We start from the raw sequence: 26926 nt of genomic DNA, 5'->3' as shown, positions 1-26926 counted from the left end.
ATACATCGCATAATGCAGATTATGCAGCCGTTACGAGCAACGGTAAAAAAGCCCATGCTAGAGATAATATAGCATGGGCTTTTTTAGCATAATCTTAGCTTACATTATGCGAAGTATAACTAGTCGGATTTATGATTTATGAATGAATTTAGCTCTTGAATGTCTTGGCTGTTGAAGTTATCTAAGCCAAACTGGTCGCAATTAATCAGCAAATCAGGATTTTTGTTGCGATGGATAGTGAGTTTGATCTTCTCATATGTGTAAAAAAAGGCGGTACACGACCACCTTTTTTTAAATGATATAAAAATAAAGTTAGCTTACAACAAGATCTTGCGTGGATCAGCAAGTAGCTTGGCAATATAACGAGTAAATACTGCCGCATCAGCACCGTTGATTGTGCGATGGTCATAAGACAATGATAATGGCAACATCAATCTGGGTTCGAATTCTTTACCGTTCCAGCGTGGCTGGTAAGTTGATTCAGAAATGCCCAAAATTGCAACTTGCGGATGATTGACAAGAGGCGTAAAGTAAGTGCCACCCATATTACCCTGACTAGATATAGTGAACGATGCACCTTGTAGTTCTTTGGCAGAAAGCTTCTTATCACGCGCTTTTTTAGCAAGTTCACCAATCTCAACAGCAAGTTGGCCAATACCTTTGTCCTGTGCATTGCGAATCACAGGAACAATCAGCCCATCATCAGTTGCCACTGCAATACCCATATGTACAGACTTGCGGATAATCATTTGAGTATTATCATCAGATACATGGCTATTGAATTTTGGGTGCTGAGTCAGTGCATATGCCACCGCTTTAACGATGAATGCCAAGATGGTCAAACCGATACCCTTTGCCTTAAACTCAGCTTTGAGTTCATTGCGTAAATTTTCAGTATCGGTAATGTCCGCTAAATCAAATTGGGTAACTTGTGGTAGCAAGGTATTTAGATTAAGTTGTGGGATTGATACTTTTTGTAGTCGTGTCAAATCTTGAACTTCAATCTCACCCCAAATCTCTTTATTAGACATATCAGACAATGGAGGTAAGCTAATTGCTGGGCTGGTTGCTATGGTTGTGGCACCCTTTTGTGCGGTTTGTGCACCTGTCATTACCGATTTAATATACCCAAATAAGTCTTCTTTTAGAATGCGACCATGAGCTGCTGTACCTGTAACAACACTGATGTCCACACCTAATTCTCGTGCTAATTTACGCACCGCAGGACCTGCATGAGCATGACGAGCTTTTTCATTTACTTGGTCTTCTGATAATTTTTGATTTGATGTAGAAGTATTGGTAGATGATGACTTGGCAGGCTCAGCCTTTGTGTCGCTCTGCACTTGGGGTGCTGGTGCCGTTTTTGTCTGTGCGGTATCAACCTTAGAGGCTGATGGTGCGTCTGCCGATTTTATGGTAATAAATGCCTGACCATTGGATACGCTTTCACCCACCGCTACCAAAATTGCCTCAACGACACCACTGGTAGGTGCAGGCACTTCTACCGATGCTTTGTCAGATTCCACCAGTAATAATGGTTGATTTTCTTCAATACTATCACCTATTGCCACCATTATTTCAGCGATTTCAGCACTTTCTACACCCAAATCTGGCAAATTATGTGTTTGGCTGGTTGTGGTGGATGCAGTTGCTGTCTCCACTTCTGCTATAATGGCTGTTTCTTCATTTGTTTCTGTGGCAGCGGTTGATTGCAAACCGATTGTACTGGCATCGTCTGATGTCTCAGTATTTTCTGACGCCTCAATGCTAAGTAATACACTACCTTCACTGACGCTATCACCCACATTAATAGCAATGGCGGTTATTTTACCTGAGGTAGGCGACGGTATTTCTACCGACGCTTTGTCAGATTCCACCAAAACAATGTTGTCATTCTCGTTAATGATATCGCCAACTTTTACCAAAATCTCGGCAACTTCGGCACTTTCTACACCCAAATCAGGGGCTTTAATTTCCATTGTCGTCTCCTTATTTTGGCTCTACCACATTGTGGCTATTTAAAATTTGGGCATCAGCACTATCTTCGGCACGCCCTTCTGTACTGATGGCTTCGTCTGATTCTTCAACAAAATCAGGTACAGGTGTCGGATTGGTGTTCACAGATGTGGCTGGCGCATCAGGAAAATGATCGTAATGTGGTTGTGGTTGCCATGCTGGTGCTTGGTCCACATCAATATCAAAGCTGTTAATTGCATCTTGAACCAAGCGTACATCAATCTCACCTTCGTCCGCCAGTTTCTTTAAGGTTGCAATGACAATGTGCTCAGCATTCACATGGAAAAAGTTGCGTAGTTGCTGACGACTGTCTGAACGACCAAAGCCATCTGTACCTAGGGTGCTGTATGGGCGAGAGTCTGGTAACCAACCACGAATTTGCTCTGAATAATTGCGCATATAGTCAGTTGCTGCTACAACGATACCTTTGTGTGGTGCAAGCTGAGTTGTTACCCAAGGAGTTTTCGCTTCTTGGGTTGGATGTAGGCGATTGTAGTCATCACAGGCCATGCCATCACGAGTCAATTCATTAAAACTGGTTACGCTCCATACATTAGCTTTGATGCCAAAGTCATCATTAAGAATGCGAGCTGCTTTTTGCACTTCACGCAAAATCACGCCAGATCCTAGCAACTGAACTTGACTAGAGCCGTTGTCTTCTAGCAGATACATACCACGCTTAATACCCTCTTCAACACCTTGTGGCATGGCGTGATGTTCGTAGTTTTCATTCATTAAAGTAATGTAATAATAAACACGCTCGCCCTCACCATACATTCGTTTTAGACCGTCGTGCATGATGACAGCAAGTTCGTAACCAAAACATGGGTCATAGGTAACGCAGTTTGGTACGGTACCAAATAAGATATGGCTATGACCATCTTGGTGTTGTAAACCCTCGCCATTTAGGGTTGTGCGACCTGCTGTTGCCCCCAGCAAGAAGCCTTGTGCTTGCATATCGCCTGCCAGCCACGCCAAGTCACCTATACGCTGAAAACCAAACATTGAGTAGTAAATATACATTGGAATCATTGGCAGGGCATTGGTTGAATAGCTGGTTGCCAATGCAATCCATGCACTCATTGCCCCTGCTTCATTGATACCCTCTTCTAGCATATGCCCATCTTTGGCTTCTTTATAGCCCATCAAAGCATCAGCATCTTCTGCAATATAGTTTTGACCTGCGGCAGAATAAATACCCAATTGACGGAACATACCCTCAAGACCAAAGGTACGCGCCTCATCTGGTACAATTGGCACAACATATTTGTTCAATGCTTTGTCTTTTAATAGTGCTGACAACAGGCGTACAAAGACCATCGTTGTGGATTGCTCTTTGCCTTTTGAGCCTTGCAATACTTGATCAAAAATGGACAAATCTGGAATGTCTAACGGAGTATGCCCACTACGACGCGCTGGCAGATGCCCACCCAATGCTTGACGGCGACCCATCAGATATTTGTATTCTGCTGAATCTTCTGACGGGCGATAAAATGGCAATGTTTTTAAATCTTCGTCATTAAACGGCAAATCAAAACGATCACGGAAATATTTTAGACCTGACTCGTCAAGTTTTTTGATTTGGTGTGCTTTGTTGACCGATTGGATTTGGTTGGATAGGCCATAACCTTTTACGGTTTTTACCAAAATTACAGTTGGCTGACCTTTGGTCTTCATGGCTTCTGCATAAGCAGCATAGACTTTTTTCGGATCATGCCCGCCACGGTTTAGATGAATCAAGTCTTCATCTGACATATCTTTAACCATTTCGGCAAGTTCTGGGTATTTACCAAAAAACTCTTTACGAATGAATGCACCATCTCGTGCTTCGTACAACTGATAATCGCCATCAACTGCCTCTTCCATGCGATGTTTAAGTACACCTGTATGGTCTTTGGCGAGCAGGCTGTCCCATCGATCACCCCAGACAACCTTAATCACACGCCAACCAGCACCACGAAAGACAGATTCTAATTCTTGAATGATTTTACCATTACCACGCACAGGGCCATCAAGACGCTGTAAGTTACAGTTAATAACCCAAATTAAGTTATCAAGTTTTTCACGCCCAGCCAAACTGATTGCACCTAGGCTCTCTGGCTCGTCCGTCTCACCATCGCCTAAAAACGCCCAGATTTTACGATTTTCATCTTTAATTAATTTGCGATTGGTTAAGTATTTTTGAATATGTGCTTGATAGATTGAAGTAATCGGACCTAAGCCCATTGATACAGTTGGAAACTGCCAATAATCAGGCATTAAATATGGGTGTGGATAGCTTGATAGACCCTTACCGCCCACTTCACGACGGAAGTTTTTTAGCTGTTCTTCGTCCAAACGACCCTCTAAGAATGAACGAGCATACATTCCTGGTGCCCCATGGCCTTGGTAATAAATCATATCACCGCCAAAATTTTCATCAGGAGCACGCCAAAAATGGTTGAAACCAGTTTCATACAAGGTGGCACTTGATGCAAAAGTTGCCAAATGTCCACCAAGCTCATCATCATTCAAATTGGCACGCATTACCATCGCCAAAGCATTGTAGCGAATCAGCGCACGCAATTTGCGTTCCATATGCAAATCACCAGGATAAGTCGGCTCATCTTCAGCAGAGATGGTGTTGATATAGGCGGTGTCTAAGCGGTTAAATGGCAAGCCTTCTTGTACCGCCATGTTATATAGGGCTTTTAGTAGAAATTGTGCCCGTTCTTTATCTGCGTTTTTAATGACCGATGAAAATGCGTCTAGCCACTCTTGTGTCTCGACATGGTCGGTATCTTTATAATAAGTTGTCATAAAGTTGTCCTAGTTGAAGTTTTGCCAGATTTGGCGGTGAAAATTGCGATCATCGTTATGTCATCATATGATTATTTAAATGGTTATCTAAATGGGTGTTTAAAGATTTGTTAAACAATATAAAATCACCATTTAAATCATGGTTGCTAATGAATGTAGCAACGGTGATAAAATCGCACGCTTTTAATTGATCTTTGGTATTATAAAGGCTTTTTAATAAAAAGTTTATTGCTTTTAGAAAATGAAAAAATCATCATTATTTTTAAAAGAAATAGTGATTAAAAATCAGTTTATTATAACATATTTTTTAGTTAGTAGACAAGAATAATAATTATTTATTAAATTTTGAATAAAAAACCGATGAAACATCAGCTCATCGGTTTTTGGCTCATAAAAAAACTAATTTTTGTCGTTTTAAGTAGATTGTGTTTGAATGTAGTTTTGAATACCAATACTTTCAATCTTTTCATGCTGAGTTTCTAACCAATCTTCGTATTCTTCATTACCATCTTTTAGATGAATCAACAATTCACGAGAAACGAAGTCGCGTTTTTCGGTGCATACGCTAATGGCATCAAGCAATATATCGTGTTTGCGTTTTTCTAGGCGTAAATCACAAGCAAGTATTTCAGTAACATTTTCACCGATAAGCAATTTGCCAAGCTCTTGTAAATTTGGCAAACCCTCAAGTAGCAAAATACGCTCAATCAGCCTATCAGACCATTTCATTTCTTGGATAGACTGCCGATAAAATGCGTCATTAAGTTCTTCAATGCCCCAATTTTTTACAATGCGTGCATGAAGAAAATACTGGTTAATTGCAATTAAAGATTGCCCAAGTACATTGTTCAGTGCACGAATTACCTCTTTATCACCTTTCATGTATGTTCCTTATTTTATTGATGATTTTGTTGAGCTTAGTTGAGCTTTTGGGCAATTTAGGCATTGCCCTGTACACTCACACGCCCATACATTCATAAAAATGTAAATCAACGCCCTACATTAACCATATTAGGCTCAGCTGTTTGACTTTGTAGGTAATTTTGCAGTCCCATCATGTCAATCAGGCGTAGCTGTTTTTCTAACCAATGTGCATGGTCCTCTTCAGTATCTTCTAATTGGCGTACCAACATATCACGAGTAACATAATCACGCTCTTGTTCACATAAGACGATACCTTCTTTTAGGTGTTCTTGCACACTGTATTCAAGCTCCAAATCATTTTTTAGCATTGCAGGTACATCGGCACCAATATTAATTTCACCCACTTGCATATTTGGCGTACCGCCCAACATGATGATGCGATTGATGATCAGACGCGCATGCAAGGTCTCATCTTCCATTTCATGGTAAATGCGGTCGTGCAACTTGCCCAATTCCCACTCAGCGTACATTTGTGAGTGAATGAAGTATTGGTCGCGTGCACCGAGCTCGCCTGAAAGTAAAAAGTTTAAATAATCAATGACTTTTTGTGATGATTTCATCAGATAATTCCTATTGAATAAATTAAAAAATATTCACTCAAAGGGTTTAAAAACCTTTTTAAGTACAAATTTATCTTAACATAAATACCTAAAAATTATGCTTAATATTTGTATAGCTAATGAACTGAAAACGAAGTACAACCTGCGAATGGCTCTCACATTGAGAATAAATTTAACTTAATTTTTATGAGAATTTTAAATTAAAATCATTCCTAATTTTAATTTATAAATAGTTGATTTTGCTGATAAAAATAAAAAATAATGGCTATCAAAGACAAGCCATTATCATTTCTTAGAAATTAAGCACACCAAATCAAAAAAAGAATGATTGATTAAGTTAATCAATCAATGAGAATGAATATCGTATCAATACAATAAAAACCATATACAGAAATAATTTAGAAATATTATCAAGCAACTGCATTCATATGAGAACGCTCAACGGCAGGAAAATTGGCTTCGTGTTCATCAATTAAGTCTTGTACCATAGGTAAACAGCAACCGCAACAAGTACCCACTTGTAGTGCGTCTTGCAATCCACACATGGTGGTGATGCCTTGTGTCATGGCGGTGTTAATTTGTGAGTCTTTCACATCATGGCAGATGCATACATACATATTCACTCTCCTTTTTAGATGACCAAAGCTTTTGTGATTTCATACACAGGAATATAATATAACAAGAAGAATTCTTATTTTCAATAGTTTTTAAGAATTTTTCTTATTTGATAAAGAAAATAAATCACATCCATATTTGTGATTAAAAAAATAAAACATATCCGAGTAAAATACTTGGTTTTAATTAAGCTGCTTGAAAAAAATTCTCAATAATTTTTTTGTGTGATAATTTTTTTGTGTGATAAAAATGGTTGAAATTTATGGCAAAATAAAAGATGTAAGAATATAATAGTAAGCAAGAATATGAAATAAAAAAGGAATGGTCGTGATTAGTGTGTTTGATTTATTTAAAATTGGTATTGGTCCTTCAAGCTCGCATACAGTAGGTCCGATGATGGCGGCAAGCCGTTTTTTGGCACTGCTTGATAAACGCATTGATGATGTGGTTCAAATACGCATAGAACTGTATGGTTCGCTATCAGCGACAGGCAAGGGTCATGCAACAGATACTGCCACAATTTTGGGTTTGCTTGGTCATATACCACGCACCATTGACACCACAAAAACAGATGACTATCTACAGCCTGTCTTAGCGGATCATTGTATGAATCTAGGTGGTATCAAAGAGATTGAATTTGATTATCATCGAGACATTGTGTGGTATGACCATATCACCCTGCCTTATCACCCTAACGGCATGATATTAAATGCCTTGCTAGATAATGGTGAGTGTATCAGCCAGACCTACTATTCGGTGGGCGGCGGTTTTGTGATGGACAGCAACGAGATTAACAGCGATACCATCATTGGTGGTACTGATGATTTTCCTTATCCATTTACCTTGGCATCTGAGTTATCTGCGATTTGTGAGGCAAAAGAGATTAACATTGCAGAGCTGATGTACATCAACGAAACGGCCATTCGCTCAGAAGATGAAGTTCGTGAATATCTCACTGAGATTTGGGAGGTCATGCAATCATGCGTAACCCAAGGCTGTAAAAAAGATGGTATTTTGCCAGGCGGCTTAAATGTCAAACGCCGTGCCAAATCCCTATATGACCAGCTTTCCAAAGAATATGGCAAATCGGCAGATGGAGGGCTTTTGGCAATGGATTGGGTGGATTTGTATGCTTTGGCTGTCAATGAAGAAAATGCTGCTGGTGGCAAGGTTGTTACCGCTCCAACCAATGGTGCAGCTGGCATCATTCCTGCGGTATTGCATTATTATCGTGGCTTTATTTCTAATTTTAGTTATCAGGGTGTGCGTGAGTTTTTACTTGTCGCAGCAGCGATTGGTGCATTGATTAAGCAAAATGCGTCCATCTCGGGTGCAGAAGTTGGCTGTCAAGGAGAGGTTGGCTCGGCGTGTGCGATGGCAGCGGCTGGCCTTGCTCATGTCATGGGTGGCACAGTAGCACAATGTCTTAATGCTGCTGAAATCGGTCTTGAGCATAATTTGGGTTTAACTTGCGACCCAATCGCAGGTCTGGTACAAGTACCATGTATTGAGCGTAATGCGATGGCCTCAGTAAAGGCGATAAATGCCGCTCGCTTAGCTTTGCGTGGTGATGGTTCGCATCATGTATCGCTAGATAAAGCAATATTAACCATGAAAGAGACTGGCAAGGACATGATGGACAAATATAAGGAAACGGCTCGTGGTGGGCTTGCCATTTATGCAGATAATCGCATTCCAACCGCCAGTGTGGGTGTGATGATTGGATTTAGTCAGTGCTGATCAGCCCTTAAACCCGCCACCAATAAAAACAAGCGTTTTATCATCGCCTGACTTTTTATAAGTCTTTGATTTTATTGATGGATTATTTTGGTTCGATTGTCAGCATCATGCCCATCTTTTCAATCAATCTTTATTATATTTTTTGTCATTGGATGTGGCTGCACGCACGACTTTTGCTGTACCTTTAACCACACCTTTTGTGGTTTTGTAAGCAACTTTAACAGGTACAGTAACGATTTTGTGCACACAGCCAGCTAAGGCGGTGCCACTTAATGCAATGGCTAAAATCAATGCAAATTTTTTCATAACTATTTTTGTCTCATGTCAATTGATGATAAAATTTTTACCGCCAGTTTGATTGCTTTTTATTCACTGATAAAAAGCAATGCTGGCAAAAACCAATATTCATAAAAGCTAACTTCGATAATCAGCATTAATGCTGACATACTCATGGGATAAATCACAAGTATAAACAGTATCTGTACATTCGCCTTGCCCCAAATCAATCATGACCGTGATTTCAGGGCGACTCATGACCTGTTGTCCGTGCAATTCAGTATAATCATCAGCCAGCCCACCACGCTGACAAATAAGCACTTCATCAAGCCAAACACTGACACGGTCTTGCTTAATTGTAACGCCAGCATGACCTACTGCGGCTAAAATACGACCCCAATTTGGATCAGATGCAAAAAATGCTGTCTTTACTAATGGTGAATGTGCCACTGCATAAGCAATTTTGGCACAGTCTTCTGTGCTTTGACCACCAACTACCTTGACAGTGATGAATTTGCTTGCACCTTCGCCATCTCGGACGATGAGCCAAGCAATGGTCAGCATGACTTCTTTGATTGCATCATAAATGGCTTGATAGTGCGGATGTTTTTCATCATCAATAACCTTCCCAACCTTATTTGTTGCGATGAGTGTGCAGCAGTCATTGGTAGAGGTATCGCCATCAATGGTGATGCGGTTGAAAGTCTGATTGGTTAAATCAACCAAAATTTTTTGCAATAATGCTGGTTTGATGTTAGCGTCGGTTGCTACAAAACCAAGCATGGTTGCCATGTTTGGTCTAATCATGCCAGCACCTTTACTGATGCCCGTAACGGTATAAGTCGTGCCATCAATCGTGGTCTGTACACTATGACCTTTGGGTGTGGTGTCGGTGGTCATGATGGCATGGGCAGCATTTAACCAATTGTCGGCTTGTAAGTCATTGAAGGCATCATCTAAACCGTCAATGATGCGTTCGCTTGGCAGGGTTTCGCCAATCACCCCAGTTGAATACGGCAAAACCTCACCCAATACGACGCCTGCTTTTTTAGCAAGTGCTTGGCAAGTAGCATTTGCTCTGTCTATACCATCTTGACCTGTAGCAGCATTTGCATTTCCTGTGTTGATCAGCAAATAGCGTGGTGTGTGCGACTGAATATGCTTACGCACAATTTGTACGGGAGCAGCAGCAAAGCCGTTTTGTGTGGTAACAACGGCGGTATTTGCACCTTTGTCAATCTCAAAAACCGTCAAATCACGCCGATTTTTATAACGAATGGCAGCCTGTGTGATGCCAATTTTAATGCCGTCAATGGGCAATAATGGCACAAGATTTACATTACCAACTGGCATAAAACACCTTTTTTGTTTGTTTATTTTGTGTGATTGGTTGATGATTGGCTAAGACTATCATAAATTTGCATAAAAAGCAGTGTTTTTTTATTAAAAAATGCCTAGCTTTTTGGCAATTGTTAGTGATTGTTAGCGACATACATAATCATAACATTTAGTTTAAAACCTATGAATAAAATTCATCATTTAAATCATGGTATTTATTTCGCTATTGTTCTAGTATATGTCGTTTTATTACTTTTTTGTATTTGATGGTAAGCAATTATGAATGATTCATCTAGCATTGGCAACAGTCGTAAACTTGATTGGCGAGCTTTTGGACCCGGTATTTTAATGGCATCTGCTGCTATTGGTGGTTCGCACTTAGTTTCATCAACGCAGGCAGGTGCGTTGTACGGCTGGCAACTTGCGATCATGATTGTCTTGGCAAATCTTTTTAAATACCCTTTTTATCGTTTTGGTACAGAATATGCGTACAGCACAGGCGACAGCTTGATTATCGGATATGCAAAAAAATCCCCTATTTATTTGTGGGTGTTTTTTATTTTGTGTGTCATTTCGGGGGTGATTAGTACAGGTGCGGTCGCTCTTTTATGTGCAGTAATCTTAGGGTATATGTTACCATTTGAGATAAACACTCTTGCTTTGTCGGCGGTTGTGATGACTTTATCATGGGTAATGCTCATCGCAGGTCATTATAAGTTGCTGGATAATCTCACCAAGTGGATCATCATGGCTCTAACCATTGCCACCGTCATGGCAGTGATAGTGGCTGGCAGCAAACCATCAGTCATTGCCCCTGATTTTATCGAAGCATCGCCTTGGAATTTGGCGACACTTGGGTTCATCATCGCACTTATGGGCTGGATGCCTGCACCAATGGAGTTTTCTGTCCTAACCTCAGTTTGGACTGCCAAAAAAATTCATACCGACCACACCAGCCGTTTTCAGGGTTTGGTGGATTTTAATGTAGGCTACCTAACCTCTGCAATTTTGGCATTATTCTTCTTGGCGTTGGGTGTATTTGTGCAGTATGGCTCAGCAGAAGAGATCATCATGCAAGGCGGTGCTTATGTCGGTCAGCTGATACAAATGTATACACAGACAATAGGCGAATGGTCAAGATTGTTTGTAACATTCATCGCTTTTTTATGTATGTTTGGTACAGTCATTACTTGTATGGATGGTTATGGGCGTGCCAATGCAGAAAGCCAATCGCTCATCAAAACTGGCAATACCCAGTTGACCGAAAAATATGTCAAACTTTGGACAACCTTCACAGGGGTGGCGGCGTATATTTTAATTACATTCTTCTTGGGACAAATGGCAACACTGCTCAAATTTGCAATGATCAGCTCTTTTGTTACCGCACCGATTTTTGCTTATCTTAATTATTCACTCATCAAGTCAGCAGGCCAGCTAACCCCTTTTATGAAATGGTTTGCGATTGTCAGCATTGTTTTTTTATCTGGCTTTGCTGTACTATTTTTATTGCAATTTTTTAAATTTATTGGCTGATGATTTGTTTGGCGTGTTTTATTTGATTAAAAAACCTGCTGTGTTGGCAGGTTTTTTTTATTTTTAGTTTTATTAATGGGTAACATGGCCAATCGCTTAATTATTGCTGGGTCGCTCACCAAGTGTTATGGTCAGCGTCATTGGCTTGTCATTTCTTAAAATCTTAGCAACAAGCTTGGTGTTTGGTGGGTGTTTGGCAACGATACCTGTTAGCGTATTGACGCTGTTGGTGGCAATGCCATCTAAACTGACGATGATATCGCCTGTGCGTATGCCTGCTTGAGCAGCGGGCGTATTTTCCCAAACTTGCGAGACCATCACACCTTTGGTGGATTCTAGGTTGATCGGATTATCTAAGACCTGAGCAATGCCCACACCCAGCCAACCACGGCTGACTTTGCCATGAGTGATGAGTGCATTCATGACCTGTTCAATAATGCTTGTTGGAATGGCAAAGCCAATACCCATTGAACCACCAGAGCGTGAATAGATGACCGTATTAATACCAATTAACGCCCCATCGCTATCCACCAACGCTCCACCAGAATTACCAGGATTGATTGCGGCATCTGTTTGAATAAAATCCTCAAAACTGCTGATACCAAGCCCTGCACGCCCTGTGGCAGAGATGATGCCCTGAGTAACGGTCTGACCCACACCAAAAGGATTGCCAATCGCCAACGCTACATCACCAACATTGATCGGCTGGTTGCGAAAAACAAGTGGCTCAAGATTATCAAGATTTACCTTAATGACTGCCAAATCACTGTCTTGATCACTGCCTATGACGGTTGCACGAGTTTTTCTGCCGTCATTAAGTGCAACGATGATTTCATCAGCCTGAGCAACAACATGGGCATTGGTAACAATATAACCATCTTTTGAGATAATCACACCAGAACCTAAGTTTGCTCCTTGCTGATTGCCCTGTCCGCCATAGTAATGATCAAACAACTCTCTTAACATAGGGTCATTCACATAAGGGTGTTTGATGGTCTGTGTGGTATAGATGTTTACCACAGACTTGGCGGCACGATTGACCGCATCTTTATATGAGCTGACCGCTGGCGTGGGCAATCTAGGAGTATCATCAGCAGGCGGTGTCCACACCTGCTCGCTATGTCTGGCAGGCTCAATTGGTGGTTTAGCAGGCGTATGATGAAAGAGCATCCAGCACAAAGCCACTGCCAATACCGATGCAATCAACCAAGGCAAAATGGCCCAAAAACTTGCCCCTTGTTGACTTTTTAGCGTAAATTTAGCTGGTTTGGTCATTAATATTCCTTGTAAATAATCATGATGATATAAAGGTATGATACACAACAAATATTGGGGCAATTTTACCAAGATAAAGCAGTATGTAGGATTTTTTATGATAAATTATGTCGGATTTTTATCAAAATTTGCCTAAGGTGATGACGGTTTGCATAAATCACACAAAATCGTTAAAATGCCAATTTTTAGCAAAGCAAAGGTAAAAAATGGTCAAAATTTCTGCAAACCAATTGGTGAAATTTTGTGATGATTATCTGCACGCAAGCGAGTTTAGTGACTACTGTCCTAATGGCCTGCAAGTCGATGCTGATATCCCCATCACAAAAATCATCACAGGCGTTACAGCCTGTCAGGCACTCATTGATGCTGCAATTGCTCACAACGCACAAGCGATGGTTGTGCATCATGGCTATTTTTGGAAAGGTGAACCAGCACCACTGATTGGCATGAAAGGCAAACGCATTCGCACCCTCATGCAATCAGGCATTTCTCTCATCGCTTATCACCTGCCATTAGATGCCCACCCTAAGATTGGCAATAACGCCTTACTTGCCAAAGATTTAGATCTACAAATCACTGGGGCGTTACATCCACATGAAAAGCACCCGATTGGCAATATTGCCACCTGCACACCCATCAGCCCTGAGGATTTTGGTCATAAAATTACCCACAAACTAAGGCGTCCACCCTTACACATCAAAAGCGGTAAGCAAACACTGCATAAAATTGCCTTATGTTCAGGTGGAGCCCAAGACATGATAGAGCAGGCAGCTAAGATGGGCTGTGATGCCTTTATTTCTGGTGAAATTTCTGAGCGTACGACCCATATTGCACGCGAGCTGGACTTGGATTATTTTGCCGCAGGCCATCATGCTACCGAAAGATTTGGTGTGCAAGCACTTGGTGAGGTTATCGCTGATGAATTTGGCATTGAGGCGATATTTGTTGATATAAATAATCCTGCTTAATACTTTATATATCAAAAACCATAAAAAACCACACCAAAAGGCGTGGTTTTTTATGGTTGTTTATCTTGATGTCTATTTGTTTGGCACAGTCAAGGTTTGACCAATACGAAGACTTGCATTATTTGCAAGGTTGTTTAACTGGGCAAGCTCTTCGGTGGTGATGCCATAACGACGCGCCAAAGAAATGAGATTATCACCAGATTTGACCTTATAGGTAGTGGTGAGTTTTGGCACTTTGATGGTTTGACCAATACGAAGACTTGCGTTATTTGCAAGATTATTTAATTTAGCAAGTTCTGGCAACGATACGCCATATCTTTTAGCCAATTGAGTTAGATTATCGCCACTTTGTACAGTGTAACTCTCAGTAGCACCTGCATTTTGATTGGCAGAGTTTTTTGAGTTGCTGCGATTGATTTTTGGTGTAGACTCAACGGTTTTGGTCGGTTGTGATTGTGGTTTTGTACCAGCCACAGGAATGGTAATGGTTGTACCAAGTATTAAACCAGATGTGCGACTCAGATTATTTGCCGCTGCCAGCTCATCAATACTAATGTCATGCTTGGCTGCAACCGATGTTAGGCTGTCCCCTGATTGAACAGTATACTCAATAGGTTTATTGTTTAACTTGCGAGTAACAGCTACGCCAGACACTGGGACTTTGATGATCTGTCCCGCCATCAATCCAGAATCTGCTGAAAAATCATTCAATGCAGCGATGTCAGCATTGCTGACACCCAAACTGTTGGCAATGCCTGTCAAAGTATCGCCAGCTTTGACGGTGTAATTTGACTGGTTTGAGCTGACATTGTCATTTTTTCGTAAATTCTTTGTGCATACATTTGTATTTGAGTCTGCAGATGCTGTCTTTGCAGTAGCTGGCACTTTAAGACTCTGACCGATATATAAGCCTTGCGTTGGTTCAAGGTCATTTAAAGCCGCCAAATCCTGCACACTCATTTCGTATTTACGAGCCAGCACCGCCAAACTTTCTCCTGCTTGAACCTTGTGTATCATGGTTTTTATGGCAGGTGTGCTGACGGCTGATTTGGTAGGCTGTGGCTTGACTTTATCTGGGACGAGCCATAGCTGTTGGCCACGCTGAACATAGGCATTGGCAGCGATATTATTATAGCTTGCCAACTGGCTGACGCTCAGATTGTTCGTCTCTGCAATGCCTGTCAGCGTATCGCCTGCTTTAACAACATAGCTTTCAACAGGTGTGGGTGCAGGTTTACGCTTGACTGGCTTTGGTTGATTTTGAGATGCTGTCTGCTGTGGACGGCTTGACTGCTGGGGTGCTGTCGTCATTGACACAACTGGGATGGGTGTTGGTGCAGTATAATCAATGACTGGGGCAACAGGTCTAGCCGATTGCTGGGTATTGGTTGTTACTAATTTTTTGGGCACTGCTGTTTTTGCAGTGCTGGCCATAGCTGGTGCAGAATAGCTTAATGCCTTGGTCTGACCACGAGACTCTAGAACCGACTGAGCGGTTTGTAGTGCATCTAATTGAATATTTCCATCATTTGGGTTGACCGCTTGCACCGATTCGATGGTGCTAGATTGAATCTGTGCAGCAATAAAATCACGCTCTTCTTGGGTGATGGCTGGCTCTTGAACAATCGTGTTATAAGGGGTGACTTGTGCAATGGTGGTTGGTAGCGTATTAGACTGCATCAATTGCTTTTGTGAGTTGGTATTGGCTTGAACCCCTGTTTTTGGCAACACATACTGGGTGGTTTGTGCTGGTGCAGTAGCAACAACGCCATATTCACTACCATACCCTGTAAGTGCAGAGATTTTTTCATCAAATGAACCGCTTAAACTGTCAGGGATAACGATGCGATTTGGACCTGCAGTATCAATAATGAAGTTGCTCAATGCAGGGTTTAGTAGACGCAGTTCGTCAAATGACACACCAGTAACTGATGCAATTTCTTGTAAACTGACCCCATAATTGGTGGGTACGGTTCTAAAATGTGAGTGATTGGCAATGGCAGGTAAATTAACACCATAGCTTGACGGTGATGCAACAATCTGAGAAACAGCAATAAAGCGTGGTACATAGTTCATCGTCTCAGCAGGCAGTCTAAGAGACCAATAATCAGTTGGCAATCCCGCCAACTGATTGGCCTTGATTGCACGAGACACACGACCTGGACCTGCGTTATATGCCGCCAAAGCCAGCTCCCATGAACCAAATTGATTATACAGACTGGTTAAAAAATCATAAGCTGCACGAGTTGATTCAATGACATCTCTACGGCCGTCATAACCTGCACTTTGATTAAGACCGTAAATACGCCCTGTACTCGGAATGAATTGCCAAAGACCTGCGGCGGCGGCATTAGATGTAGCCGAAGGATCATATGAGCTTTCAATGATGGGCAATAATGCAAGCTCAGTTGGGATACCACGGCGTTCGGCCTCTGTAACCGTATGATGAAGATAGCGAGATGCCCGAGCGGTCAGACGGTTTAAATAGCTTTGGCGGCTATAAAACCATGATTTTTGCGCTTCAATGCGAGCGTTGTAGGTATCTCCCATACGATAACCCTGACGAACTCTGTCCCATAGGTTGCCATAGCGTTGCACCGTCAAAGCATCGCCCTCAACCATGCTCATGTCAGTTGCTTGAAGCAAACTTTCTAGTTCGTCAAGCATGGCTTCATCAAGTACACCAGCATAGCTAGATGTCTGAACAACAGGTGCGGTGCGTTGAACTTTGTTATTGACTGTGGGTGTAGATACAGATGTGGGTGTCGTACCTGTACTGCTACACGCTGCTAAAAAAGCTGACATGGACAATACCAGCGGTTTTATCAATCCGATTTTTATGGTATTTTTTGGGTTCTTTGTGTTGATTATATTGATTTTGGTGTCGCTGTTTGGTGTGAGTGGTAAATTTGGCATGATAAAACCTTTATTCTGTATTGTCATGTATGTTAATTGTTAAGAGTCAATGCCGATTGTCAATAATTAAAAAATGCATAAACAAGCATATAGGCATTTAATAAAATAGCGCCTTAATAATGCCTTATTTTTCAAACATTATCAACCATTGAATTTAAAATTTGGTTGTTAATTTTTTTAGTCGTTAATGATGCCGTCAATCATATTTATTCATATTCATTGACAAAATCAACCAAAGATCAACACGGTGTTCATCGGAAAGCTATCTATCTATAATATCATAAAAAATATCATAAAAAATTTTTATCAATGAAAAGGGTTGGACCAAAAGTTAATCATCTTAACAATCAATTGATCACAACTTGTGATGATGAACGCAATAATATGGCATTTGACCCAGATTCTGATAGTGTTATCTTTGATGTGGTAATCAGTTTGACAGCCACTCCGTCTTCTGTCCAAGATTCGGTAGTTACTACCTGAGCACTGGCTCGATTACCCATAACAACGATATCGCTGATGCGAATGTCATAATGGTAGCCAGTCGCCTTCGCCCAGCTTTTTTGTAAGTGTTGTAAATAGGCTGTTTTACCCAAATCAGCAGAAACGCCATTTCTGGTCATCTTGATGATGGCATCATCAGCAATGAGGCGTGAGATTTGTCCAATATTTTGACTGTTGGCTGCTTGGTTCATGGCGACAACATATGCCTGCACGGACGATTCACTCATGGCATGAGCAGACACACTGGTGAAAGCCAGTCCGCCCAAAGCCAAGCCAAACCCCAGTGCATAGTACCACCTTTGGTGAGATGGTGCTATGGTATGAATAACGGCATTTAAGGTATTGATAACAATGCCTTTTTTAATGAAGGTTTTAAGATTGTTGTGTTGTGTCATTGATAAATCCCTAGCGATTTTATGATGGTTTTGATATTAAGATATTGATTATCTTTTTTAGTGTGGGCATTTGCTTTGGCTGACCCAATAAATGCAAGATTAAACAATCATGGCTAAATTCAATAAAGCTTACTATTTTAAACCGATGATTTCAAGCCATACCTTACAATGCATAAAAACATAACTTTTACACGCCTTAAATCTTAGCCCTAACCTCAATTGGTTTTTGGCTTAAAGTGTCTTATCTTCTTTTAAAGATTCGACCTGTTCAAGTTTTGCACCGATACGATTCATTCGTCTGTCCATGAGTTGTCTTGCTAATGCCTGCATATCATCAACACGGTCAAATTCATCGACAATTTCAAGACCAAGCAAGGTTTCAAGCACATCTTCTAGGCTTACCAGACCTTTAACTTCACCAAACTCACCCACTGCCAATGCGATGTGTATCCGCTCTTTTAACATCATGTTGAGTAAATCAAACAACTTCATTTTGGCAAAAACAAATGGAATATCACGGCGAAAAGTACTTAAAGGCGTATGAATTTCTTGGTTTGCCCGAGCAATCAGCAAATCAGATTTTAGCACAAAGCCTGTCGCATTATCCAAATCCTCATTAAAAATTGGAAAGCGGGAAAATGGCAACTTGGGTAAATTGGCAAACACATCGCCTACCGTCATCGTCTCATCAAATGCGATCATGACCGAGCGTGGTGTAACAATATCTTCAACATTAATCATGCTCAGTGCTAATGAATTCTTGATGATGCGAGTTTCCAGTTCACTCATTTGACCCAAACTTTCACCTTGATTGGCAAGAGCAATAAACTCATGGCGGCTAAAAGTTGATTCGGTATTTCCCTGAGTAAGCAGGCGAGAAATCTTTTCTGCCACCCATACAATCGGCATCAACACAATATTAATAAAACGCACATAATACGCCACAGGCATGGCAAAGCGTCGCCAGTAAGTAGTGCCAAGCGTCTTTGGGATAATTTCTGTGCCAATCAAAATGACCAATGTCATCACCGCACTAAATATACCAAACCACGCACTACCAAAAACAATTGTTGCCTGTGCTCCTGCCCCCAAAGAGCCTAGTGTATGTGCAATGGTGTTCAGCGTTAAAATTGACGAAATGGACTTTTCAATATTATTAATCTTCACATCTTCTAATAATGCTGCCGCCTTTGGGTGATCATCTTGTAATGTATCAACATAAGACGGTGTCATTGTCAACAGTGTGGCTTCCGACACAGAGCAAATGAATGAAAATACAAGCGATAAGCAGATAAAAAAGATGAGTAACGCAACATTAGTTGCTGTTGGTGATATGTCATTGCTATTGGCTAGGGCTGGTGTAGTTAAGAAAAGCAACCCAAGGAAAGTGAAAGATTTAATGTTGATCAAGCGTACTCGGTGTCGGGACATAAATGCAAATCAATAAAAATATTACCGAATATATTAAGTCAAAACAACACAGACTGCAAGTGATAAAATGTTCGTTTTGGTTAATCACTCCAAAACGCCATCTTTAAGGATTTTTAAAAAAGCATTTTAAAAATTTAGTTCATGAATACAAAGCGAATAAAATTACATGGCATGATGGCATATTTTTGTGTTATGATATGTGTTATTTTTGCCCTTTTTCTATGGCAAATATCTTATTATTTTTAATGCTTTTTTGATTAAAACTTAGTGGCTTATTCATAAGTTGCAAGTTAATCACTTAAACTTAAAGGAGTTTTTATGTTGGAATTATTGATTACTAATGCACACGCCGCCCCTACTGCCAGTGCAGAACCTAATATGTTTTTACAATTTTTGCCCATGATTGCCATCTTTGCCATTTTTTACTTTTTGGTCATTCGTCCGCAATCTAAGCAAAGAAAACAGCATCGTGCGATGGTTGATGGCCTAGCGGTTGGTAACGAAATTTTATTTGCTGGTGGATTGATGGGTAAAATCACCAAGATTGATGGTGATTATGTGGTTGTCGCTTTAAACCCAACTAACCTAATTAAAATTCAGCGTACCAGCGTCATCAGTGTTTTACCTACTGGCACAATTGATAACATATAATTTGTAGTAATAACTTTTTAGACATCAGCAAAACTTGTCTTAATTTGACAAATCTTCTGCTTTTTTCATGTTTTACTTTTTGCACAAATACAAGCTATTTATACTCTTTTTTTTAATGCTCGTTTTGTGCCTTAACCATAAGAATAACCTATGCAATACCCTGCTTGGAAATACATACTCATCGCTGTGGTGTTGGTCGTTTCTGGTTTGTATGCTCTGCCCAATCTCTACCCAGATGAACCTGCGGTGCAGATTACAGGTGCATCAGCTGGCGTGCAACTGACCGAAGATGTCTTAACGCAATCAGAAGCTTTGTTAGATAAGGCAAAGCTTGCACACCATGATGGTAGCTTTGCCAATAACAGTGCTTTGGTACGCCTAAAAACCGCCGAAGACCAATTAAAAGCTCAAGAAGTTTTACGCCGTGAACTTGGCGATAACTATGTCGTGGCTTTAAATCTTGCCCAAACCACCCCAGAGTGGCTAAGAAACATCGGTGCAAAACCGATGAAATTAGGTCTTGATTTGCGTGGTGGCGTCAGATTTGTGCTTGAAGTAGACATGGCAAAAGCACTAGAACAACGCCTTGCGACCGCCAGTCAAGATGTGCGTCGAGCGTTGCGTGGCGAGAAAATCGCCATCAAAAGCTTGCGTACAACCGAAAATGGCATGATGCTCATTTTTGATGGTAGCGAAACTCGTAACCGTGCACAAAATACTTTGCAAGCCAATCTGGCAAATGAATTTGTCTTGCGTCCTTTGGCGGATATTGAAGGCGATGCACTTGAATTAACTTATACAGAAGCACGCCTAAAAGAGATTAATGAATATGCTGTCGGTCAAAACCTAACCACCCTGCGTAACCGCATTAATGAGCTTGGGGTAGCAGAAGCTTTGGTGCAATCTCAAGGTAATAACCGTATCGTGGTTGAGCTACCAGGTGTGCAAGATACCGCTGAAGCCAAGCGTGTACTTGGTAGAACCGCAAATCTTGAATTTCGCATGGTGAGCGAAGCGGCTGATTATGCAGGTGGCATTGCCCCTGCTGGCACAGAAGCCTTTCCTTTTGGTGATTTAAATGGCCCGCCCATACTATTAAACCGCCAAGCCATTGTTACAGGCGAAAAGGTGCAAGGTGCACAAGCAGGTCTTGATGAAAATGGTCAACCTCAGGTGGCCATCAATCTTGATACCGCTGGTGGTCGCTTAATGCAAAACGCCACCCGCACCAGTGTTGGTAAGCAAATGGCAGTGCTTTTTATTGAGAACAAGCAAAAAATCAGTTATGAAGCAGATGTTGTTACAGGCGAAATTAAAGAAGTGCGAACGCCTTTTACAGAAACACGGGTCATTAATCGTGCCACCATCAACGCTGTACTTGGTTCATCATTTGTAATCACAGGCTTAGATTCAACAGCAGAAGCTGATGAGCTTGCCTTGCTTTTGCGTTCTGGAGCACTGGCGGCACCCATGTATTTTGTTGAAGAGCGTACCATTGGTCCATCACTTGGTCAAGATAACATCAATAAAGGCCTACTTGCTTCACAAATTGGCTATTTGCTTGTATTTTTATGGATGATTGTTTTCTACCGTGCTTGTGGTGTGATTGCTAATATCGCCCTTGCTTTTAATATCATCATGCTGGCTGCCATCATGTCAATTTTAGGTTCATCTTTGACCCTGCCAGGGATTGCAGGTATTGTGCTGACTATGGGCATGGCGGTTGACGCTAATGTGCTTATCTTTGAGCGTATTCGAGAAGAGCTGGACGCTGGCGTACGACCAAAATCTGCGATTACAGCAGGATTTGATCGTGCATTTAGTTCAATTTTTGATGGTCAGATCACCACCTTGATTGTGGCAGTTATTTTATTTATCATCGGTACAGGTCCGATTAAAGGCTTTGCGATCACGCTTGCTATTGGTATCGTTACCTCGTTGTTCACTGCGATTACTGTGACACGAGCACTCATGCAGCTTTGGTATGGCTATCGCAAAAACTTAGCAAAAATCAGCATCGGTTAGGAGACTATGATGACTTATGAAAATAATCCAATCGAGCAACCATCGCCAAACGCTAAAGAAATGCGTCGCCGAGGTCCACGCCGTGATGGCAGAGGTAGCAACGCACAAGCCAATGAAGAAGCACTTGCCAATCAAGACATTGTCGCTGTTGATGAGGCTACCAAAAAGGCAGGTGGTGCAAAATTGATTGGCAATCGTCGTATCCTGCCTTTTATGAAAATAGAAGTCCCAATGATGGTTTTTTCAATCATTTTGGTGGTTGCTAGCATCATTGCTATTGTGGTTAAGGGTCTCAATTTTGGACTTGACTTTACAGGTGGTGTATCGGCAAATGTTCGCTATGACCAACCTGTTGAACAGACCGAAGTCGTCTCTGCATTAGCAAGCAAAGGTTTTGATGATGTGGTGGTGCAATATCTTGGTAATCGTAGCGAACTACTTGTACGCCTACCACCCCAAGATGGTAAAAATTCAGAAGGACTTAGCCAAGAGCTAACCGACTCACTAAACCTACCATCTAATCCTGCTACTGTTGATAACATTAGCATTATTGGTAGCCAAGTTGGTAATGAAATTTATATTGATGCAGTGCTTGCATTGAGCCTTGCCTTGGCACTCATGATGATCTATGTGTCCATACGCTTTCAATTCAAATTGGCGTTAGGTGCTGTACTTGCCTTATTTCATGATGTGATTGTGGTCTGTGGTCTGTTTGCTATTTTTGGCTGGCCGTTTGACTTAACCGTACTTGCCTCAGTACTTGCCCTAATTGGGTATTCAGTAAACGATACTATTGTTGTTTATGACCGAATTCGTGAAAATTTCCGTCGTGTGCGAGGTCTTACACCCTACCAAGTGGTCAACCTTTCTTTGACAGAGACTTTACGACGCACCATCATGACGGCAGGAACTGTATTTGTCGTTGTTGTGGCATTGCTGTTTTTGGGTGGCGAAAGTCTGTTTTGGTTTGCCTTGGCACAGTTTATTGGTACAATTGCAGGGACTTACTCGTCTGTCTATATCGCAAGCTCCATACCACTGCGTCTGGGTCTTTCCCGAGAAGATTTTGTGGTACAAATTAAGCCTGAATTTGAAGAAGAGGTGGTCGTCTTTGCCGACCCAGAACTTCAAAATGCCAAAGACTGACTCATGGTATCAGCAGTCCTCAAATGATAATTTGGGGACTTATTTTTGAGCAAATTTTGCTATCATGCCACTCTTGCTATGTGAGGCATTGAAATATTTAAATGGTTAAGGTGTTTTTTTATGGTGGCAATTTGCCAATTTTTTCGGCACTTTTTTGAGCGACTGTCTCCAAAAACACAAGGTTATTTACTTGTGCTGTTTACCATGTTTGTATGGGGTAGTTTTAGTCTATTATCTCGTGTAACGGTGCGTTGGCAAGTGGCGGTTTGGGACATCATCGCCATGCGTTTTACATTGGCGGCAATCATTTTGATGCCAATTTTGCTAATCAAGCAAGAGTGGCGGTTTTTGTTTCGTTGGCACGCTGTGATACTGGCGATAATAGGCGGTGTGGGTTATAGCTGTTTGGTTTACACAGGCTTTTCGCTGGCACCTGTCGTGCATGGAGCGGTATTTTTAAATGGCATGATTCCTGTGGCGACAACCTTATTACTTTGGTTGATTTTTAAGGTTAGACCTGATACCGATACAAAACTTGCTCTAATCATCATTATCGCAACATTGATTGTAATGAGTAGCATGATTGCTATGGGTGCATATCATTTTAATGTCGGTGATGTCATTTTTTTGGCGTGTGCTTTTTGCTGGGCAGGGTTTAGTATCCTACTAAAAGAATGGCAATTTACGCCATGGCAGTCAATGTGCAGCACGGTGGTGTGGTCAGCGCTCATTTATTTGCCAATTTATGCGTTATTCATTGGTTTTTCATCACCAAATGCCAGTCTTCACCACCTTGTTGTTCAGGGGGTTTTTCATAGCATATTGGTCATGATTGTCGCTACGGTAACCTATGCAATGGCAGTCTCTCGCCTTGGTGCGTTCATGGCAGGCGGACTGTCCTCGCTTGCACCATTCATATCAGCCATCATAGCGGTGCCATTGCTTGGTGAGCCTTTGAATATGGTCATGGTTTTGGGCTTAATTGGCATGGGTTTGGGCACGGTACAACCTTGGCGTTGGATAAAATATGGCAAATATTGACATATTTTTGTTTTATTTTTAGGTATTGGTAAACAAAATAAGCGAGCAAATATGAAAATATTAAATAAGATTGCCGTGTACTGCGGATCAAATTTTGGTAGCACCCCAGATTATTATGAAGCCGCCAAGCTCATGGGGCAAACTTTGGCCAAACAAAATATTGAACTGGTCTATGGCGGCGGTAATGTTGGTCTGATGGGTACGATTGCTGACAGCACGCTTAATAATGGCGGTGTGGTAACAGGCGTCATACCAACTTTTTTAAAGAAAAAAGAAGTCGCCCATAAGGGTCTTACTAAGCTCATCGAAACCCCAGACATGGCAACACGAAAATATAAAATGATTGAGCTTGCCGATGGATTCATTGCGATGGCAGGTGGTATTGGCACACTAGAAGAGCTGTATGAAGTGCTGTCATTGCTACAACTTCGCCAGCACGCCAAGCCCATAGGTATTTTAAATACCAATGGCTTTTTTGACCCATTTTTATCAACCCTAAAAAAATGTACTGATGAAGGCTTCATGCCAAAGGAAAATTTAAGTCTTGTCTGTATTGCAACCGACCCTGATGACTTGCTTGAACAGATGCGTCATTTTGAATTTATTGATGTGCAAAAATGGGTAAACCCTGCTTGGCTAGATGAAGCCAACACACTCAACAACAACCACTTACTTTACCAAAAATAATTGCTTTTAAGCCAATTTTTTATACAAGCCAGTACAATTTTAGAAAATTGTAAGAAAATAATACAAAAAAATGCTTGCAATAAAATAAAACGAATGTACACTATATCCATCTAAAATCGTGTTCATTGCCATATTTTTTTGGAATTTTTCACAAGGCGATACCTAACCCAAGTTTATTTGGGTATTTTTTGAAAAAATTTGTTACAATGAACAGGTGTTATTATTTGTTATTTGATTTAAGAGGTGGTGACTATGGACATCAAAAAAATTCGTGCACTGATTGACTTAATGGAAGAGAAAGACTTGGTTAATTTAGAATGTGGTCATGACAATGACTATATTAATCTGACGCGTAATGTTGCTGTGCAAAGCATTGCTGCTGCACCCGTTATCGCATCATCAGCTGTAGCTACCTCTACCCCCCTACCAAAAACCCCCAGCGGTAAGGTTGAAACTTCACCAATGGTGGGTGTTTTTTACTCAGCACCAAGCCCAAATGATCCACCGTTTGTCAAGGTTGGTCAAAAAGTACAAGCTGGCGATCAACTTGGCATCATTGAAGCGATGAAAATCATGAATCCGCTTGAAGCCACTCAAAGCGGGATTATTGAAGAAATTTTGGTAAATAATGCCGATGTGGTGCAATTTGGTCAGCCAGTCATTCGCTACAAAGCGTAGGTGAGCCATGATTAAAAAGTTATTGATTGCAAACCGTGGTGAAATTGCCTTGCGTATCGTGCGAGCCTGTAAACAGCTTGGCATACAAACTGTTGGTGTCTATTCAACAGCCGATAAAGATTTAATGCACTTGCGTTTTGTAGATGAAGCGGTATGTATCGGTCAAGCACCATCATCACAAAGCTACCTAAATATGAATGCCTTACTATCGGCCGCTGAAATTACAGGTGCCGATGCCATTCATCCAGGTTATGGTTTTTTGTCTGAAAATGCTGAGTTTGCTGAAAAAGTTGAAGAAGCAGGGCTGACTTTTGTGGGGCCGCACGCTGATCACATTCGTCTGATGGGCAACAAAGTATCTGCCATTCGCGCCATGAAAAAAGCTGGCGTACCCACGGTTCCTGGCTCTGTTGGTGCCATCACTTTGCATAATGCCGAAGAGCAGGCCAAGCAAATCGGTTTTCCACTCATCGTAAAAGCTGCCGCTGGCGGTGGTGGTCGTGGTATGCGTGTGGTGGAGCGTTTTGAAGAGCTGATAAACCAAGTACAAGCCGCTAAAGCTGAAGCTGAGAGTGCCTTTGGTGATGATACAGTGTACATGGAAAGATTCTTGAAAAACCCACGCCATGTTGAGGTGCAAGTCTTGGGTGATGGCGATGGCAATGCCATACACCTATTTGACCGTGATTGTTCATTACAGCGTCGCCATCAAAAAGTTCTGGAAGAAGCCCCTGCCCCAGGCATTCCCGATGACATCAGACAGCCAATTTTGGACGCCTGTGTGCGTGCGTGCAAGCAAATTCAATATCGTGGTGCGGGTACTTTTGAATTCTTGTACGAAGATGGACAATTCTTTTTTATTGAAATGAATACACGAGTACAAGTTGAGCACCCTGTTACTGAGATGATTACAGGCATTGATGTCATTGTGGAGCAATTAAAAATCGCCGCAGGCTATGGCTTATCTTACCATCAAGATGAAATCACCATTCGTGGACACGCCATCGAATGTCGTATCAACGCTGAAGACGCAAAGACTTTCATGCCTTGTCCTGGCAAGATTAACAACCTATTTACGCCAAGCGGTTCAGGTGTGCGTTTTGATTCACATCTATATCAAGGTTATGATATTCCAAGTTATTATGATTCAATGATTGGCAAGCTCATCTGTCATGCACAGACGCGTCGCCAAGCAGTCTCCAAAATGTTGCACGCTCTTGATGAACTGGTCATTGAAGGCATTAAGACAAATATCCCTTTGCACCGTGATGTTATTTTACAAGATGATAATTTTGTGAATGAGGCACAAAACATCCACTACTTAGAAAATCATCTATTAAAATCATAAAAACCAACATTGATGCTTTGTGATTGATCAATAAAATCAATCTAAAAAAACAACAAAAGG

At 41.3% G+C, this 26926-nt stretch carries 21 protein-coding genes; 10 read left to right on the top strand and 11 right to left on the bottom strand.

Annotated features, from left to right (window positions below; translation table 11 throughout):
• Positions 1 to 317: 317 nt before the first annotated feature.
• The 5 genes from R0123_RS01480 to R0123_RS01460 all read right to left on the bottom strand — a co-directional run bounded on the left by R0123_RS01480 (position 318) and on the right by R0123_RS01460 (position 6916).
• Positions 318 to 1979, bottom strand: coding sequence for a 2-oxo acid dehydrogenase subunit E2 (locus tag R0123_RS01480; protein WP_323842838.1), 1662 nt, complete (start codon positions 1977 to 1979; stop codon positions 318 to 320).
• Between the two features lie 10 nt (positions 1980 to 1989).
• On the bottom strand, positions 1990 to 4815 hold the full coding sequence (gene aceE / locus R0123_RS01475) for a pyruvate dehydrogenase (acetyl-transferring), homodimeric type (protein ID WP_323841496.1): 2826 nt from the start codon (positions 4813 to 4815) through the stop codon (positions 1990 to 1992).
• Positions 4816 to 5229: 414 nt separating this feature from the next.
• Entirely contained in the window at positions 5230 to 5697 is a 468-nt protein-coding gene (gene bfr / locus R0123_RS01470) for a bacterioferritin (RefSeq protein ID WP_323842837.1), read from the bottom strand.
• A gap of 107 nt (positions 5698 to 5804) precedes the next feature.
• On the bottom strand, positions 5805 to 6299 hold the full coding sequence (bfr, locus tag R0123_RS01465) for a bacterioferritin (protein ID WP_323842836.1): 495 nt from the start codon (positions 6297 to 6299) through the stop codon (positions 5805 to 5807).
• 410 nt (positions 6300 to 6709) lie between these two features.
• On the bottom strand, positions 6710 to 6916 hold the full coding sequence (locus tag R0123_RS01460) for a (2Fe-2S)-binding protein (RefSeq protein ID WP_323841493.1): 207 nt from the start codon (positions 6914 to 6916) through the stop codon (positions 6710 to 6712).
• 325 nt (positions 6917 to 7241) lie between these two features.
• Here R0123_RS01460 and R0123_RS01455 point away from each other — a divergent pair, with 325 nt between their 5' ends.
• Complete coding sequence (locus R0123_RS01455) at positions 7242 to 8654, top strand: L-serine ammonia-lyase (RefSeq protein WP_323842835.1); 1413 nt, start codon at positions 7242 to 7244, stop codon at positions 8652 to 8654.
• 123 nt (positions 8655 to 8777) lie between these two features.
• Here R0123_RS01455 and R0123_RS01450 read toward each other — a convergent pair whose 3' ends face one another.
• Positions 8778 to 8960, bottom strand: a complete 183-nt coding sequence (locus tag R0123_RS01450; protein ID WP_323842834.1) for an NF038104 family lipoprotein — start codon at positions 8958 to 8960, stop codon at positions 8778 to 8780.
• 108 nt (positions 8961 to 9068) lie between these two features.
• On the bottom strand, positions 9069 to 10283 hold the full coding sequence (argJ, locus tag R0123_RS01445) for a bifunctional glutamate N-acetyltransferase/amino-acid acetyltransferase ArgJ (RefSeq protein ID WP_323842833.1): 1215 nt from the start codon (positions 10281 to 10283) through the stop codon (positions 9069 to 9071).
• A gap of 264 nt (positions 10284 to 10547) precedes the next feature.
• Here argJ and R0123_RS01440 point away from each other — a divergent pair, with 264 nt between their 5' ends.
• Positions 10548 to 11801 carry a divalent metal cation transporter gene (locus tag R0123_RS01440; RefSeq protein ID WP_323842832.1) on the top strand — a complete coding sequence of 418 codons (1254 nt, stop codon included), beginning with the start codon at positions 10548 to 10550 and terminating at the stop codon, positions 11799 to 11801.
• Positions 11802 to 11897: 96 nt separating this feature from the next.
• Here R0123_RS01440 and R0123_RS01435 read toward each other — a convergent pair whose 3' ends face one another.
• Positions 11898 to 13076: a S1C family serine protease gene (locus R0123_RS01435; protein WP_323842831.1), complete on the bottom strand. Its 1179-nt coding sequence runs from the start codon at positions 13074 to 13076 to the stop codon at positions 11898 to 11900.
• A gap of 206 nt (positions 13077 to 13282) precedes the next feature.
• Between R0123_RS01435 and R0123_RS01430 the strand changes: the two genes are divergently transcribed.
• The gene (locus R0123_RS01430; protein WP_323842830.1) at positions 13283 to 14044 is read left to right on the top strand and encodes a Nif3-like dinuclear metal center hexameric protein; all 762 of its coding nucleotides are present in this window, start codon (positions 13283 to 13285) and stop codon (positions 14042 to 14044) included.
• 72 nt (positions 14045 to 14116) lie between these two features.
• Here R0123_RS01430 and R0123_RS01425 read toward each other — a convergent pair whose 3' ends face one another.
• From R0123_RS01425 to R0123_RS01415, 3 genes are all read right to left on the bottom strand, one after another.
• Positions 14117 to 16849 carry a LysM peptidoglycan-binding domain-containing protein gene (locus tag R0123_RS01425; protein WP_323842829.1) on the bottom strand — a complete coding sequence of 911 codons (2733 nt, stop codon included), beginning with the start codon at positions 16847 to 16849 and terminating at the stop codon, positions 14117 to 14119.
• Between the two features lie 458 nt (positions 16850 to 17307).
• Entirely contained in the window at positions 17308 to 17859 is a 552-nt protein-coding gene (locus R0123_RS01420; RefSeq protein WP_323841485.1) for a hypothetical protein, read from the bottom strand.
• A 231-nt stretch (positions 17860 to 18090) separates the two neighbouring features.
• Positions 18091 to 19290 carry a hemolysin family protein gene (locus R0123_RS01415; RefSeq protein WP_323842828.1) on the bottom strand — a complete coding sequence of 400 codons (1200 nt, stop codon included), beginning with the start codon at positions 19288 to 19290 and terminating at the stop codon, positions 18091 to 18093.
• A gap of 321 nt (positions 19291 to 19611) precedes the next feature.
• On the opposite strand from R0123_RS01415, the gene yajC reads away from it, so the two are divergent.
• The 7 genes from yajC to accC all read left to right on the top strand — a co-directional run bounded on the left by yajC (position 19612) and on the right by accC (position 26866).
• The gene (gene yajC, locus R0123_RS01410) at positions 19612 to 19941 is read left to right on the top strand and encodes a preprotein translocase subunit YajC (RefSeq protein WP_323841595.1); all 330 of its coding nucleotides are present in this window, start codon (positions 19612 to 19614) and stop codon (positions 19939 to 19941) included.
• A 150-nt stretch (positions 19942 to 20091) separates the two neighbouring features.
• Complete coding sequence (gene secD, locus R0123_RS01405) at positions 20092 to 21966, top strand: protein translocase subunit SecD (RefSeq protein ID WP_323842827.1); 1875 nt, start codon at positions 20092 to 20094, stop codon at positions 21964 to 21966.
• 9 nt (positions 21967 to 21975) lie between these two features.
• Positions 21976 to 23112 carry a protein translocase subunit SecF gene (gene secF, locus R0123_RS01400; protein WP_323842826.1) on the top strand — a complete coding sequence of 379 codons (1137 nt, stop codon included), beginning with the start codon at positions 21976 to 21978 and terminating at the stop codon, positions 23110 to 23112.
• Positions 23113 to 23232: 120 nt separating this feature from the next.
• A complete protein-coding gene (locus R0123_RS01395; protein WP_323842825.1) occupies positions 23233 to 24153 on the top strand; it encodes a DMT family transporter in 921 nt (306 codons plus the stop codon).
• Between the two features lie 51 nt (positions 24154 to 24204).
• On the top strand, positions 24205 to 24840 hold the full coding sequence (locus R0123_RS01390) for a TIGR00730 family Rossman fold protein (RefSeq protein ID WP_323842824.1): 636 nt from the start codon (positions 24205 to 24207) through the stop codon (positions 24838 to 24840).
• A gap of 252 nt (positions 24841 to 25092) precedes the next feature.
• Positions 25093 to 25518 carry an acetyl-CoA carboxylase biotin carboxyl carrier protein gene (gene accB, locus R0123_RS01385; protein ID WP_323842823.1) on the top strand — a complete coding sequence of 142 codons (426 nt, stop codon included), beginning with the start codon at positions 25093 to 25095 and terminating at the stop codon, positions 25516 to 25518.
• Between the two features lie 7 nt (positions 25519 to 25525).
• Complete coding sequence (accC, locus tag R0123_RS01380) at positions 25526 to 26866, top strand: acetyl-CoA carboxylase biotin carboxylase subunit (RefSeq protein ID WP_323842822.1); 1341 nt, start codon at positions 25526 to 25528, stop codon at positions 26864 to 26866.
• Positions 26867 to 26926 lie beyond the last annotated feature (60 nt).

The sequence above is a fragment of the Moraxella sp. Pampa genome (assembly GCF_035181385.1).
Taxonomy (GTDB): Bacteria; Pseudomonadota; Gammaproteobacteria; order Pseudomonadales; family Moraxellaceae; genus Moraxella.
This window is presented reverse-complemented; position numbering and strand designations above follow the sequence as displayed.